Source organism: Citrobacter sp. Ce119 (assembly GCF_030334525.1).
Classification (GTDB): Bacteria; Pseudomonadota; Gammaproteobacteria; order Enterobacterales; family Enterobacteriaceae; genus Citrobacter; species Citrobacter europaeus.
Genome location: NZ_JAOWDR010000051.1, coordinates 159,032 through 174,113 on the forward strand (window position 1 = coordinate 159,032; position 15,082 = coordinate 174,113).

Sequence of the window (15,082 nt, forward strand, 5' to 3'; positions counted from 1 at the left end):
TCGCGTTCTTCGGCGCAGATTCCTGAATTATTGCAATGGACTGCAACTCGAAAAATATTCTCCGTAGCTCGCCGTAGAAACCGAATTTCCCGCTCGTTATTCATTTTCCTCACGCCATACTGGCGGCATGAAAAAACAACACGGCTACACGCTTCTCGAAACCCTGATTACGATGCTGATCGTCGCGGCGCTTGGCGCATCAGGTCTTTATGGCTGGCAGCGCTGGCAGCAACAACAGCGCCTGTGGCAAACCGCCTGCCAGGTCCGGGATTACCTGCTGCAACTGCGTGAAGATGCTAACTGGCGTAACCGCGATCACGTGATAAGCGTGATTCGGGATGGCGCATCGTGGTGCTTTGTCAGCTCTGCGGCTTCGCAAGATGTGTGCAAACCCGCTTCACCTTTGGTGTTTACACCGCTCTGGGACGATGTCGAGTTGGCAGAGATAACGCCTTCACTGGCCTTTTTTGGTCTGCGCAATACGGCATGGGCCGGACATATCCGCCTGAAAAATACGGCAGGGGAATGGCGGGTGGTGGTATCTGGTTGGGGGCGAATCAGGCTTTGCGAGCGCGATGAGGCCCGGTTATGTCAGTAAAGGAACGGGGATTTTCACTGCTGGAGGTACTCATTGCGATGGCGATTAGCAGCGTTTTACTGCTTAGCTCAGCGCAATTTTTACCGGCGCTACAGCGAGAGATTCTGCGCAATACGAGCCAGTTGGCGCTGGAAGATGAAATATGGCAGCGGGTCTATACCGTGGCTAAGCACCTTCAGCGGGCAGGGTATTGCCGGGGAAACTGTGGCGGAGAGGGACTGGTGATATCGGCTAAGGGGGACTGTGTTATTGCCCGCTGGGATGCTAACAGCAACGGCGTTTGGGACAGCAGTTCCGCTAAAGAGGCTGATGCTATCGGGTTTCGTTTACAGGACAAGGTGCTGGAGACCCTGCGGGGAGCAACTGACTGTAATGGAAAAGGGTGGGAGAAAATGACCGATCCAGCCACGATACAGATTGAGGCATTTCAGGTTGAACGCCTGAAGATCAGCGGATATTCCCCGCTCCTTACGCTGCGTTTGCGCGGAGTGAACAATGTCGAACCACAAAAGGTTATTGAAGCCGTGTACAGCGTTACGGGATTCAACCTGTGAACAGCGAGAGAGGCGCTTCATCTCTGGCGATGGTCCTGTTGCTGCTGGTGCTCGGTAGTCTTCTGCTGCAAGGCGCTAGCAGACAGGAGGCCAGTTTTGCTTCACGAGTGGTGACGCAAAGCCAGGCGCTGCAGCGTCAGGCGACGGTGCAATCCGCGTTGGAATGGGGACGTATGCAGCCCTGGCGCATACAACCCGCCGTACAGTGTCGGCGCGATACCATGAAGGATGCCGCGGTTTGCCTGCGCCTGCTTACTAATAATTTCGTGCTGCTTATTGCTCACTATGAAGGGGTGTCTCTATGGCGTCAGGGAGCGGTTATCGATGGCAACATCGCCTTCTCGGCCAATGGCTGGAGCGATTTTTGCCCGTTAAAGGAGCAGGCGTTATGTCAGATCCCCTGAACAGACAGCGTGGCTTTAGCCTGCCGGAAGTGATGCTGGCAATGGTACTGATGATAATGATTGTGACCGCGTTGTCGGGATACCAGCGGGCGCTGATGAACAGCTTTATCATCAGAAACCAGTACCAACAACTCTGGCGTCATGCCTGGCAGCAAACCCAGCTGTATCAGTTTTCATCACCTTTGGACTGGCAGATTAACCGAATGCAGACAACGAGAGCGGGATGTGTCAGCATCAACGTTAAAATATCTTCACCCCTGGGCAGGCAGGGTCAGATGACGCGTCTGCATTGCCCGAATCGTCAGTAGTCAGGAGTCGCTATGTTAAGGGTCTACCACTCCAATCGTCTGGATGTGCTGGAAGCGTTAATGGAATTTATCGTTGAGCGCGAGCGGCTGGACGACCCCTTTGAACCTGAGATGATCCTGGTTCAAAGTACCGGCATGGCGCAGTGGCTACAAATGACCCTTGCACAGAAGTTTAGTATTGCCGCCAACATCGATTTTCCGCTGCCTGCGAGTTTTATCTGGGATATGTTTGTGCGCGTGCTGCCGGATATCCCTAAAGAGAGCGCGTTTAGCAAACAGAGCATGAGTTGGAAGTTGATGACGCTGTTGCCGCAATTACTGGATGGCGATGATTTCGCATTGCTGCGCCACTATCTGACGGACGACACCGATAAGCGCAAGCTGTTTCAGCTTTCCTCGCGTGCTGCTGACCTTTTTGACCAGTATTTAGTCTACCGCCCTGACTGGTTGACCCAGTGGGAAGCCGGGCGACTGGTTGACGGACTTGGCGAGTCTCAGGCCTGGCAGGCCCCGTTGTGGAAAGCGCTGGTGGAATACACTGAGGAATTGGGTCAGCCGCGCTGGCATCGTGCCAATTTATACCAACGTTTTATTCAGACCCTGGAAAGTGCGTCCGAGTGCCCGCAGGGACTGCCTTCTCGCGTCTTTATTTGCGGTATTTCGGCGCTGCCGCCGGTTTATTTGCAGGCATTGCAGGCGCTGGGTAAGCACATTGATATTCATCTGCTGTTTACCAACCCTTGTCGCTACTACTGGGGGGATATAAAAGATCCCGCCTGGCTGGCGAAGCTGATGGCGCGTCAGCGTCGGCACAGCTTTGAAGAACGCCATCTGCCGTTGTTTCGTGACAGTCAGAAAGCTGAAGGATTATTTAATAGCGATGGCGAACAGGATGTGGGCAACCCGATGCTGGCCTCATGGGGCAAACTGGGGCGCGATTACATTTACCTGCTTTCAGAGCTAGAGAATAGTCAGGAGCTGGATGCGTTCGTCGATATTACGCCTGACAATCTTTTGCACAATATTCAATCGGATATTCTGGAGCTTGAAAGTCATGCTGTGGCGGGCGTTACGCTGGAAGAATATTCCCGGAGCGACAATAAACGCCGGCTTGAGCTGAACGATACCAGCGTGACTTTCCATGTCTGCCATAGCCCACAGCGCGAGGTAGAAATTCTTCATGACCGCTTGCTGGCAATGCTGGAAGCGGATCCAACGCTGACGCCGCGCGATATTATCGTGATGGTGGCGGATATCGACAGCTACAGTCCATTCATTCAGTCGGTCTTTGGCAGCGCGCCAGCCGAGCGTTACTTACCTTACGCAATTTCCGACCGTCGGGCGCGCCAGTCTCATCCCGTCTTACAGGCCTTTATTAGCCTGCTGTCGCTGCCGGATAGCCGTTTTGTCTCAGAGGATGTCCTGGCGTTACTGGATGTTCCCGTGCTGGCGGCGCGTTTCAATATTGATGAAGAGGGGCTGCGCTATCTTCGCTTATGGGTCAATGAATCCGGTATTCGCTGGGGAATTGACGACGATAACGTGCGTGAGCTGGAGCTTCCGCCTACAGGTCAGCATACCTGGCAATTTGGTTTAACGCGTATGCTGCTCGGCTACGCGATGGAAAGCGCGCAGGGCGAGTGGCAATCGGTATTGCCTTACGATGAGTCCAGCGGATTGATTGCCGAGCTGGTAGGGCATCTGGCCTCGTTGCTGATGCAGCTCAATCTTTGGCGTAGAGGGTTAGCGCAGGAACGACCGCTGGAAGAATGGCTACCTGTTTGCCGGGACATGCTTAATGATTTCTTCCTGCCGGACGCGGATACCGAAGCGGCGTTGACGCTGATTGAACAGCAGTGGCAGGCCATTATCACTGAAGGTTTGGGAGCCGAGTATGGCGAGGCCGTACCGCTCTCTCTGTTACGTGATGAGCTGGCGCAGCGTCTTGACCAGGAGCGCATCAGCCAGCGCTTCCTGGCGGGGCCCGTTAACATTTGTACGCTGATGCCGATGCGTTCTATTCCTTTCAAGGTGGTGTGCCTGCTGGGCATGAACGATGGCGTTTATCCGCGCCAGCTTGCGCCGCTGGGCTTTGATTTAATGAGCCAAAAACCGATGCGGGGCGATCGTAGTCGTCGCGATGATGACCGCTATCTGTTCCTCGAAGCATTGATTTCGGCACAGCAAACGCTCTATATCAGCTACATTGGCCGATCCATTCAGGACAACAGCGAGCGCTTCCCGTCGGTTCTGGTACAGGAATTGATGGACTACATTGGGCAAAGCCACTATCTGCCGGGCGATGAATCGTTAACCTGCGATCAAAGCGAGGCCCGGGTAAAAGCGCACGTTACCCGTTTGCATACCCGTATGCCCTTTGATGCACAAAACTATCTACCGGGTGAACAGCAAAGCTATGCCCGGGAATGGCTGCCTGCGGCGAGTCTGTCAGGAAAAGCGCACTCGGACTTTGTACAGCCTCTGCCCTTTGAGATACCCGAAACGCTGACGCTGGAAACGCTGCAGCGATTTTGGGCTCATCCGGTACGCGCCTTTTTCCAGATGCGTTTGAGGGTTAATTTCCGCTCTGAAGAGAGTGAGATCCCCGATACGGAACCTTTCACCCTTGAAGGATTAACCCGCTATCAACTTAATCAGCAATTGCTTAATACGCTGGTTGAAGAGAACGATGCTGAACGGCTGTTCCGCCGTTTTCGTGCGGCGGGCGCGCTACCCTATGGGCCATTTGGCGAAATTCTGTGGGATACGCAGCGTCAGGAGATGCAGTCGCTGGCTGAACGCATTATCGCCTGTCGCCAGCCCTGTCAGAGCATGGAAATCGATCTTAACTGTAACGGCGTGCAAATCACCGGTTGGCTGCCGCAGGTACAAGAGGACGGTTTGTTGCGCTGGCGCCCATCTTTGATAAGCATTGCGCAAGGTGTGCAACTTTGGCTGGAACATCTTGTCTATTGTGCCAGTGGCGGTATGGGAGAGAGCCGGTTGTTCCTGCGTAAAGACGGGGAATGGCGTTTTCCGCCGCTGGATGCAGAACAGGCGTTACTGTACCTGTCGCAACTCATTGAGGGGTATCGGGAAGGCATGTCGTCACCGTTGCTGGTGTTGCCCGAAAGCGGCGGTGCATGGATAAAAACCTGTTATGACGCCGCAAATGATGCCATGTTAGATGACGATGCAACGTTGCAAAAAGCGCGCAGTAAGTTTCTGCAGGCCTATGAAGGCAACATGATAGTACGAGGTGAAGGCGACGACATCTGGTATCAGCGTCTTTGGCGACAACTGGATGCTGATACGCTGGAGACCATTGTTTTACAGTCTCAGCACTACCTGTTACCGATTTTTCGCTTTAATCAGTCATGATGATTGTATAAAAATTGCGCAACTCGATGGCTTCATCTATGATGCGCATTCTGTCACGGACTGATTCTTATAAAGAGAAGATGCTGGCTCGTTCAGCACAGAGTCTTGCCCTGTTCAGACCACGTATTCATACGTGCTTTGCAGTGAACAGGTGAATACGTTAATGATGAGGTTTGTGAATGCCCCGCAGCACCTGGTTCAGCGCATTACTGTTGTTCGTCGCCCTTTGGGTTCCCGTAAGTCAGGCAGATACCGGTTGGCAGCCTTTAGCTGAAACCATCCGTAAAAGCGATAAAGACACCCGTCAGTATCAGGCCGTGCGCCTTGATAATGGCATGGTCGTGCTGCTGGTATCCGATCCTCAGGCCGTGAAATCCCTTTCTGCACTGGTCGTCCCCGTGGGCTCGCTGGAAGATCCGGACGATCATCAGGGGCTGGCGCATTATCTTGAACACATGTGCCTGATGGGCTCGAAAAAATACCCGCAGCCGGACAGCCTGGCTGAATTCCTGAAAATGCATGGCGGCAGCCACAATGCCAGCACAGCACCTTATCGTACGGCCTTCTATCTTGAAGTCGAAAACGACGCGCTGGTGGGGGCAGTGGATCGTCTGGCGGACGCTATTGCCGATCCGTTACTGGATAAAAAATATGCCGACCGTGAGCGTAACGCGGTTAACTCCGAGCTGACGCTGGCGCGTACCCGAGACGGGATGCGTATGGCGCAGGTGAGCGCTGAGACCATCAACCCGGCGCACCCAGGCTCGCGTTTCTCCGGCGGAAATCTCGAGACATTAAGCGATAAACCGGGTAACCCGGTGGTGCAGGCATTACAAAATTTTCATGAAAAGTACTACTCCGCGAACCTGATGAAGGCAGTGATTTATAGTAATAAACCGCTGCCAGAGCTGGCGCGGATAGCGGCTGACACCTTTGGACGCGTACCGAACAGAAATATCGCAAAACCTGAAATTACCGTACCGGTAGTCACCGACGCGCAAAAGGGCGTCATCATCCACTATGTTCCGGCAATGCCGCGTAAAGTGCTGCGCGTCGAGTTTCGTATCGATAACAACAGCGCGCAGTTCCGCAGTAAAACCGATGAACTGGTGACCTACCTGATTGGCAATCGTAGCCCGGGCACGTTGTCTGACTGGCTGCAAAAGCAGGGCCTGGTTGAAGGTATTCGCGCAGACTCCGATCCGGTGGTCAACGGGAACAGCGGCGTGTTAGCCATTTCCGCGACGTTAACCGACAAGGGGCTGGCGAACCGCGATGAAGTTGTTGCGGCAATCTTTAGCTACCTCAATTTGTTACGCGAGAAAGGCGTCGATAAACGTTATTTTGACGAGCTGGCGCACGTGCTGGATCTGGATTTCCGTTATCCCTCCATCACCCGTGATATGGACTACGTGGAATGGTTGGCTGATACCATGATCCGTGTTCCCGTCGAACATACGCTGGATGCGGTGAATATTGCTGACCAGTACGATGCGAAAGCCGTTGAGCAACGCCTGGCAATGATGACGCCGCAGAATGCGCGTATCTGGTATATCAGCGCGAAAGAACCGCATAATAAAACCGCGTATTTTGTCGATGCGCCTTACCAGGTGGATAAGATCAGCGACAAAACCTTTGCCGACTGGCAGCAAAAAGCGCAGGGCATTGCGCTGTCTTTACCGGAGTTAAACCCCTACATTCCGGATGATTTCACACTGATTAAAACGGATAAAAAATACGCCCACCCGGAACTGATTGTTGATGAGCCGGATTTACGTGTGGTGTATGCGCCGAGCCAGTATTTTGCCAGTGAGCCGAAGGCTGACGTTAGCGCGATCCTGCGTAACCCGAAAGCCATGGACAGCGCGCGCAACCAGGTTTTATTCGCACTTAACGATTACCTGGCGGGGATTGCGCTCGATCAGTTAAGCAACCAGGCGTCGGTAGGTGGAATTGGTTTCTCAACCAATGCTAACAATGGGTTGATGCTTAACGCCAACGGCTACACCCAACGTCTGCCGCAGCTTTTTCAGGCGCTGCTGAGCGGCTATTTCAGCTACACCTCAACGGATGAACAGCTGGAACAGGCAAAATCGTGGTATGCGCAGATGATGGATTCCGCAGAGAAGGGGAAAGCCTACGATCAGGCCATTATGCCGGTGCAGATGCTTTCTCAGGTACCGTATTTCTCACGTGATGAACGCCGTAAGCTGCTGCCTTCTATCACCCTGAAAGAGGTGATGACCTACCGCGACGCCTTAAAAACCGGTGCGCGGCCTGAATTCCTGGTAATTGGTAATATGAGCGCAGCTCAGGCGACAACCATGGCGCGGGATATCCAGCAACAGCTTGGCGCTAACGGGTCACAGTGGTGTCGCAATAAAGATGTGGTGGTGGACAAGAAGCAGTCCGTTATCTTTGAAAAAGCAGGTAGCAGCACGGATTCTGCGCTGGCGGCCGTATTTGTGCCAACCGGATACGATGAATACGCCAGTTCAGCCTACAGCGCCATGTTAGGGCAGATTGTTCAGCCGTGGTTCTACAATCAACTGCGTACTGAAGAACAGTTAGGCTACGCCGTATTTGCATTCCCAATGAGCGTTGGCCGTCAGTGGGGAATGGGGTTCCTGCTGCAAAGCAGCGATAAGCAGCCGTCTTACCTCTGGGAGCGTTATAAAGCGTTCTTCCCGACGGCGGAAGCGAAGCTGCGGGCGATGAAACCTGAAGAGTTTGCGCAAATTCAGCAGGCGATTATTGCGCAAATGCTGCAGGCGCCGCAAACGCTGGGGGCTGAAGCCTCGCAGTTAAGCAAAGATTTTGATCGCGGTAATATGCGCTTCGATTCACGTGATAAAATAGTGGCTCAGATTAAACTGCTGACGCCGCAAAAACTTGCCGATTTCTTCCATCAGGCGGTGGTTGAGCCGCAAGGCATGGCGATACTGTCACAGGTTTCCGGCAGTCAGAACGGGAAAGCAGAATATGTGCACCCGGAAGGCTGGAAAGTGTGGCAGACCGTCAGCGCGTTGCAGCAAACCTTACCCCTGATGAGTGATAAGAATGAATGATGCCGCTGAGTCCCTTGATCCACTGCGCTTGCCCCTGACGGGCGAGCGCCTGATTGAAGCCTCTGCGGGCACCGGTAAAACCTTTACCATCGCCGCTCTGTATTTACGTTTACTGCTTGGACTGGGCGGCGCTGCCGCCTTTCCTCGTCCTCTGACCGTCGAAGAACTGCTGGTGGTCACCTTCACCGAGGCGGCCACCGAAGAGCTGCGCGGTCGAATTCGTAGCAACATTCATGAACTGCGAATTGCCTGCCTGCGTGAAACCACCGACAACCCGCTATACGCCCGTTTGTTAGATGAAATCGCCGATAAAAAACAGGCCGCTCAGTGGCTGTTACTGGCTGAAAGACAGATGGATGAAGCGGCAGTGTTTACCATCCACGGTTTTTGTCAGCGTATGCTCAGTCTCAACGCCTTTGAATCAGGCATGCTGTTCGAACAGCAACTGATAGAAGATGAATCGCTGCTGCGCTATCAGGCCTGTGCGGACTTCTGGCGTCGACACTGCTACCCGCTGCCCCGCGACATTGCGCAGGTGATTTTTGAAACGTGGAAAGGACCGCAGGCGCTGCTGAGGGATATCGATCGCTATCTGCAGGGGGAAGCGCCAGTTATCAAGGCTCCGCCGTCCGATGACGAAACGCTGGCCTCCCGGCACGAACAAATTCTCGCGCGCATTAATCAAATCAAGCGGCAGTGGCGTGATTGCGTTGATGAGCTGGACGGCCTGTTGGAAGCCTCCGGGATCGATCGGCGTAAATTTAATCGCGGTAACCAGGGGAAGTGGATCGAAAAGATCAGCGCGTGGGCGCAGGAAGAAACTCAAAGTTACCAGCTTCCTGACGCGCTGGAGAAATTCTCACAGCGTTTTCTGGAAGAGCGCACTAAAGCGGGCGGGATAACTCCTCAGCACCCGCTGTTTGTTGCTATTGATGAACTGCTTAGCGAACCGTTAACCCTGCGGGATCTGGTGATCACCCGGGCGCTGGCGGAGATCCGCACGGCGGTTGCCGAAGAGAAACGACGCCGCGGTGAGCTGGGTTTTGACGATATGCTCAGCCGTCTGGATGCGGCGTTGCGCAGTGAAAGCGGCGATGCGCTGGCGACGGCGATTCGTACCCGTTTTCCGGTCGCGATGATCGATGAATTTCAGGATACCGATCCGCAGCAGTACCGTATTTTTCGCCGGATCTGGCAGCATCAGCCGGATACTGCACTGCTGCTGATTGGCGATCCGAAACAGGCGATTTACGCGTTTCGCGGCGCGGATATCTTCACCTATATGAAGGCGCGCAGCGAAGTCAGCGCACACTATACGCTCGATACCAACTGGCGTTCGGCCCCTGGCATGGTCAATAGCGTGAATACGCTTTTCAGCCAGATGGACGACGCCTTTATGTTCCGCGAAATCCCCTTCAGCCCGGTAAAATCTGCAGAAAAAAACCAGGCGCTTCAGTTTGTTTTACACGGTGAAACGCAGCCCGCTATGAGTATGTGGCTGATGGAAGGGGAAAGCTGTGGCGTGGGCGACTATCAGAACTACATGGCCCAGGTGTGCGCCACGCAAATTCGCGACTGGCTTAAGGCCGGACATTCTGGTGCTGCGCAACTGGTCAGTGGTAAAACATCCAGTCCGGTACGCGCGTCGGACATCAGCGTATTGGTTCGTAGCCGCCAGGAAGCGGCGCTGGTCCGTGATGCGCTGACCCAACTGGCCATTCCCTCCGTCTACCTCTCTAACCGTGACAGCGTATTTGAAACGCTGGAGGCGCAGGAGTTGCTGTGGGTGCTGCAGGCGGTGATGACGCCGGAGCGTGAGAATACGCTGCGTAGCGCGCTGGCGACCTCGATGATGGGGCTGAATGCGCAGGATCTTGAAGCGTTAAATAACGACGAAAATGCCTGGGATGCGGTGGTCGAAGAGTTCGATGGCTATCGTCAGATCTGGCATAAACGCGGCGTGATGCCGATGCTGCGCGCGCTGATGGCAGCCCGCCAGATTGCGGAAAACCTGCTGGCGACGGCGGGGGGCGAACGCCGCCTGACAGACATTCTACACATCAGCGAACTGTTGCAGGAAGCGGGGTCACAACTGGAAAGTGAGCATGCGCTGGTGCGCTGGTTATCCCAGCATATTCTTGAACCCGACAGCAACGCGTCCAGCCAGCAGCTCAGGCTGGAAAGCGACAAGCATCTGGTCAAAATCGTCACCATCCATAAATCGAAAGGGCTGGAGTATCCGCTGGTTTGGCTGCCGTTTATCACCAATTTCCGTGTCCAGGATCAGGCTTTCTACCACGATCGCAGCTCTTTTGAAGCTGTGCTGGATCTCAGCGATGCCGAGGAGAGCGTTGAGCTGGCCGAAGCGGAACGCCTTGCGGAAGATCTGCGTTTGCTTTATGTCGCGTTAACCCGTTCGGTATGGCACTGCAGCCTTGGCGTTGCGCCGTTGGTGCGACGCCGGGGCGATAAAAAAGGGGATACCGATGTGCATCAGAGTGCCCTTGGCCGCCTGTTGCAAAAAGGCGAGCCGATGGATGCTGCGGGCCTGCGTGGCGCGATTGAAGCGCTATGTAGCGACGATATTGCCTGCCAGACGCCTGCGCAGTCTGACGGTGAACCCTGGCAGGTTACGCAGGCTGTTAGCAGCGAACTGAGTGCGAAAATACTGCGGCGTACGCCCGGCGATAGCTGGCGAGTGACCAGTTATTCCGGTCTGCAACAGCGGGGACATGGTATCGCGCAGGATCTGATCCCGCGACTCGATATCGATGCCGCAGGCGTCGGTGAGGTTATTGAAGAGTCAGGACTTACACCGCATCAGTTCCCGCGCGGCGCTTCGCCGGGTACGTTCTTGCATAGCCTGTTTGAAGATCTCGATTTTACGCAACCGGTGGATCCGCATTGGGTCGAAGAGCAACTAGCGTTGGGGGGTTATGACGCGCACTGGACGCCGGTTTTGACCGAATGGCTGGACGCCATTTTGCAAGCGCCTCTCAACGAGACGGGCGTGAGTTTGAGCCATCTTTCCGCGCGTGAAAAACAGGTGGAGATGGAGTTTTATCTGCCGATTTCGCAGCCGCTGATGGCCAACCAACTTGATGCGTTGATTCGTCAGTACGATCCGCTCTCGGCGGGGTGCCCTGCGCTGGAATTTATGCAGGTGCGTGGCATGCTGAAAGGGTTTATTGACCTGGTATTCCGCCACCAGGGGCGTTATTACCTGCTCGATTACAAATCGAACTGGCTGGGCGAAGACAGCTCAGCCTATACGCAGCAGGCGATGGCCTCTGCCATGCAGGCGCATCGCTACGACCTGCAGTATCAACTTTATACCCTGGCGCTGCATCGCTACTTGCGCCATCGCATTGCTGATTATGATTATGAACGCCATTTTGGCGGCGTTATTTATCTCTTCCTGCGTGGCGTTGACAGTGAGAATCCGCAGCAGGGAATTTACGCGACCCGACCTGACGGGGAGTTGATCGCCTTGATGGATGAGTTGTTTGCTGGTGCGCTGCTGGAGGAGATGTCATGACAATCCAGAAACGATTACTGGAAGCCGTTGAGCAAAAGCAGCTCAGGCCTCTGGATGCTCAGTTTGCGCTGGCGGTTGCCGGAAATGATAACCCTGCCGTTGCGCTGGCTGCGGCGTTGCTCAGCCGCGAAGCAGGTGAAGGACACGTCTGCTTACCGCTTTCACGGTTATCCCTGAGTGAGGACGCGCATCCTCTGTTAAGCGGCTGGCTCGCTGAAGCGGGAGAGCCTGAGAACTGGGCGGACTGCCTGCTGGCTTCCGGGGCGGTAAGCCGTGGCGATCAACCCACGCCGCTGGTGCTGTATGGCGATCGCCTGTACCTGAACCGGATGTGGCATAACGAACGCGCGGTGGCGCGCTTTTTCAGTGAGGTAAACCACGCCATTGAGGTGGACGAACAACGCCTGACCCATACGCTGGAGGCGCTGTTTCCGCCATCAGAGGGAGTTAACTGGCAAAAAGTGGCCGCTGCTGTAGCGCTGACCCGTCGTATATCGGTGATCTCCGGCGGGCCGGGAACAGGAAAAACGACAACGGTTGCGAGGCTGCTGGCGGCATTGATTCAGATGGCGGACGGTGAACGCTGTCGTATTCGACTGGCAGCGCCAACGGGAAAGGCGGCAGCGCGCCTGACCGCCTCGCTGGGTGCGGCACTGCGAGAGCTACCGCTAACCGATGAGCAAAAGAAACGCATTCCCGATGACGCCAGTACGCTGCATCGATTATTAGGCGCTCAGCCTGGCAGTCAGCGCCTGCGTCATCATGCGGGAAACCCGCTGCATCTGGATGTGCTGGTGGTTGATGAAGCTTCGATGATCGATTTGCCGATGATGTCGCGCCTTATCGATGCGCTGCCGCCGCACGGGCGGGTGATTTTTCTGGGCGATCGCGACCAGCTCGCTTCTGTCGAGGCGGGGGCGGTGCTGGGGGATATCTGTGCTTTCGTCGGTGACGGGTTTACCCCGGAACGCGCCCGCCAGCTCAGTCGCCTGACCGGAAGCGCTATTCCGGCAGGGCCGGGAACTCAGGCGGCAGCTCTGCGCGACAGTCTGTGCCTGCTGCAAAAGAGCTACCGTTTTGGCAGCGATTCCGGAATTGGTCAGTTGGCTGCTGCGATTAATCGCGGCGACAAAGCTGCGATAAAAACGGTTTTCCAGCAGGGATTTAGCGACATCGAAAAACGCACGTTACACAGCAGCGAGGATTATGCCGCAATGCTGGATGAGGCGTTAGCGGGCTATGGGCACTATCTGGATTTACTGCGCGAGGGTGCCGAGCCGGATGCTGTCATTCAGGCCTTCAATGAGTATCAACTGCTATGTGCCCTGCGGGAAGGGCCGTTTGGCGTGGGCGGTTTGAATGAACGCATCGAGCAGGTGATGGCGCAAAAACGTAAAATTCATCGTTCACCGCATAGCCGCTGGTATGAGGGAAGGCCGGTGATGATCGCGCGCAATGACAGTTCGCTGGGATTATTTAACGGCGATATCGGTATTGCCCTCGATCGTGGACAGGGCCTGAGGGTGTGGTTTACGCTGCCGGACGGTGCTATCAAATCGGTGCAACCCAGCCGCTTGCCTGAGCATGAAACCACCTGGGCGATGACGGTGCATAAATCGCAGGGATCCGAGTTTGACCACGCGGCGTTGATTTTACCCAGCCAGCATTCACCCGTGGTTACCCGCGAGCTGGTCTATACCGCCGTTACCCGCGCGCGCCGCCGTCTGTCGCTGTATGCCGATGAGCGGATACTGAGTGGCGCCATTGCCACCCGCACCGAACGTCGCAGCGGATTGTCAGCATTATTTAATGACGGCATGATGTAGATGTAGGCCGGATAAGGCAGTTATGCCGCATCCGGCAACGACTCTTACCCCAAATCCGCCATCAGCACTTTTGACCGCCGCTGATAGTTGTACATCTCTTTCTTGCTTTCCGGCAGCAGGTCGATATCCACCGGCGTGAAACCGCGCTCCTGGAACCAGTGGATGCTGCGCGTGGTCAGCACAAACAGCTTGCTTAGCCCCATTTGCCGGGCCTGCGCAGCGATCCGTTCCAGCAACACTTCCCCGCGCGACGAACTACGGTAGTCCGGATGCACCGCCACGCACGCCATCTCGCCAATTCTCTCTTCCGGGAAAGGATACAGAGCGGCGCAGGCGATGGTCAGGTTATCACGCTGGATAATCGTGAATTTGTCGATCTCCATTTCCAACTGCTCGCGCGAGCGGCGGACCAGAATACCCTGCTGCTCCAGCGGGCGGATCAGCTCCAGAATCCCGCCGATATCGTTAATGGTGGCGCGACGGATCTGCTCGGCGCTTTCCATTACGATCTGTGTACCGATCCCGTCGCGGGAGAACAGTTCCTGTAGCAAGGCGCCATCTTCCTGATAGCTGATCAGATGGCAGCGGCGTACGCCACTGCGACAAGCTTTCACCGCCCCGCGCAGGAAGCGCACCGTGCCGGAGCTGTAATCGCCTTTCTCTTCCTGCAACTCAACGCGAGCCTGGGCTTCGTTAGGAAACAGCTCGGAAATAATATCGCCATCATCGTTGGTGACGCCCTGAGACGAGCAAAACCCGATCATTTTCTCCGCCTTCAGTTTGATAGCCAACTGTGTGGCGACCTCTTCTGACGTCAGGTTAAAGCTCTCACCGGTGACGGAAACGGCGACCGGCCCCAGCAGCACAATCGCGCCGCTGTCTAACTGGCGGTGAATGGCATCTTCATCAATACGACGAATACGCCCGCTATGGCAGTAATCTACGCCGTCATCAACGCCCAGTGGCTGAGAGATAATAAAATTACCGCTGACCACGTTGATGTGTGCACCTTGCAGTGGCGTATTATTCAGGCTCATCGACAGGCGGGCGGTAATATCAAGCTGAAGTAATCCCGCAGCCTGTTTGACCAGCTCGAGCGTTTTAGCGTCGGTAACGCGCGTATTTTTGTGGTACACCGGTTCATGATGATGCGCCGCAAGGTTGGCATCAATCTGCGGTCGTGCGCCATAGACCACGACGAGGCGGATGCCGAGGCTATGAAGAAGACCAATGTCATTGACGATACTGGAAAAGTTTTCATGCTCGATGGCTTCGCCGCCCAGCATAATGACAAACGTTTTTCCCCGATGGGTATTGATATAGGGAACAGAATGGCGGAATCCCTGTACCAGTTCGGTTCTACGCTCCTTCACCACGGCACACCCTCATTGCATGATTATTCGTA

General features: G+C 55.1%; 9 protein-coding genes. 8 read left to right on the plus strand and 1 reads right to left on the minus strand.

The window, feature by feature from the left end:
• The first annotated feature begins 127 nt into the window (after positions 1-127).
• The 8 genes from OGV80_RS13370 (at position 128) to recD (ending at position 13,677) form a co-directional block, all read left to right on the plus strand.
• The gene (locus OGV80_RS13370; RefSeq protein WP_181634345.1) at positions 128-598 is read left to right on the plus strand and encodes a prepilin peptidase-dependent protein; all 471 of its coding nucleotides are present in this window, start codon (positions 128-130) and stop codon (positions 596-598) included.
• On the plus strand, positions 589-1,152 hold the full coding sequence (locus tag OGV80_RS13375; protein WP_080626148.1) for a prepilin peptidase-dependent protein: 564 nt from the start codon (positions 589-591) through the stop codon (positions 1,150-1,152). Before OGV80_RS13370 ends, OGV80_RS13375 begins: the two co-directional genes overlap by 10 nt.
• Positions 1,149-1,556: a DUF2509 family protein gene (locus tag OGV80_RS13380; protein WP_286515104.1), complete on the plus strand. Its 408-nt coding sequence runs from the start codon at positions 1,149-1,151 to the stop codon at positions 1,554-1,556. The genes OGV80_RS13375 and OGV80_RS13380 overlap by 4 nt, the downstream gene beginning before the upstream one ends.
• Entirely contained in the window at positions 1,541-1,864 is a 324-nt protein-coding gene (locus tag OGV80_RS13385) for a prepilin-type N-terminal cleavage/methylation domain-containing protein (RefSeq protein WP_043017431.1), read from the plus strand. Before OGV80_RS13380 ends, OGV80_RS13385 begins: the two co-directional genes overlap by 16 nt.
• Positions 1,865-1,876: 12 nt before the next feature.
• The gene (recC, locus tag OGV80_RS13390) at positions 1,877-5,245 is read left to right on the plus strand and encodes an exodeoxyribonuclease V subunit gamma (RefSeq protein WP_087052045.1); all 3,369 of its coding nucleotides are present in this window, start codon (positions 1,877-1,879) and stop codon (positions 5,243-5,245) included.
• Between the two features lie 179 nt (positions 5,246-5,424).
• On the plus strand, positions 5,425-8,313 hold the full coding sequence (gene ptrA, locus OGV80_RS13395) for a pitrilysin (protein ID WP_047408993.1): 2,889 nt from the start codon (positions 5,425-5,427) through the stop codon (positions 8,311-8,313).
• Positions 8,306-11,851, plus strand: a complete 3,546-nt coding sequence (recB, locus tag OGV80_RS13400; RefSeq protein ID WP_087052046.1) for an exodeoxyribonuclease V subunit beta — start codon at positions 8,306-8,308, stop codon at positions 11,849-11,851. Before ptrA ends, recB begins: the two co-directional genes overlap by 8 nt.
• A complete protein-coding gene (gene recD, locus OGV80_RS13405; protein ID WP_286515107.1) occupies positions 11,848-13,677 on the plus strand; it encodes an exodeoxyribonuclease V subunit alpha in 1,830 nt (609 codons plus the stop codon). The genes recB and recD overlap by 4 nt, the downstream gene beginning before the upstream one ends.
• A 44-nt stretch (positions 13,678-13,721) precedes the next feature.
• Here recD and argA read toward each other — a convergent pair whose 3' ends face one another.
• Positions 13,722-15,053, minus strand: a complete 1,332-nt coding sequence (gene argA / locus OGV80_RS13410) for an amino-acid N-acetyltransferase (RefSeq protein WP_043017426.1) — start codon at positions 15,051-15,053, stop codon at positions 13,722-13,724.
• Positions 15,054-15,082: the final 29 nt, after the last annotated feature.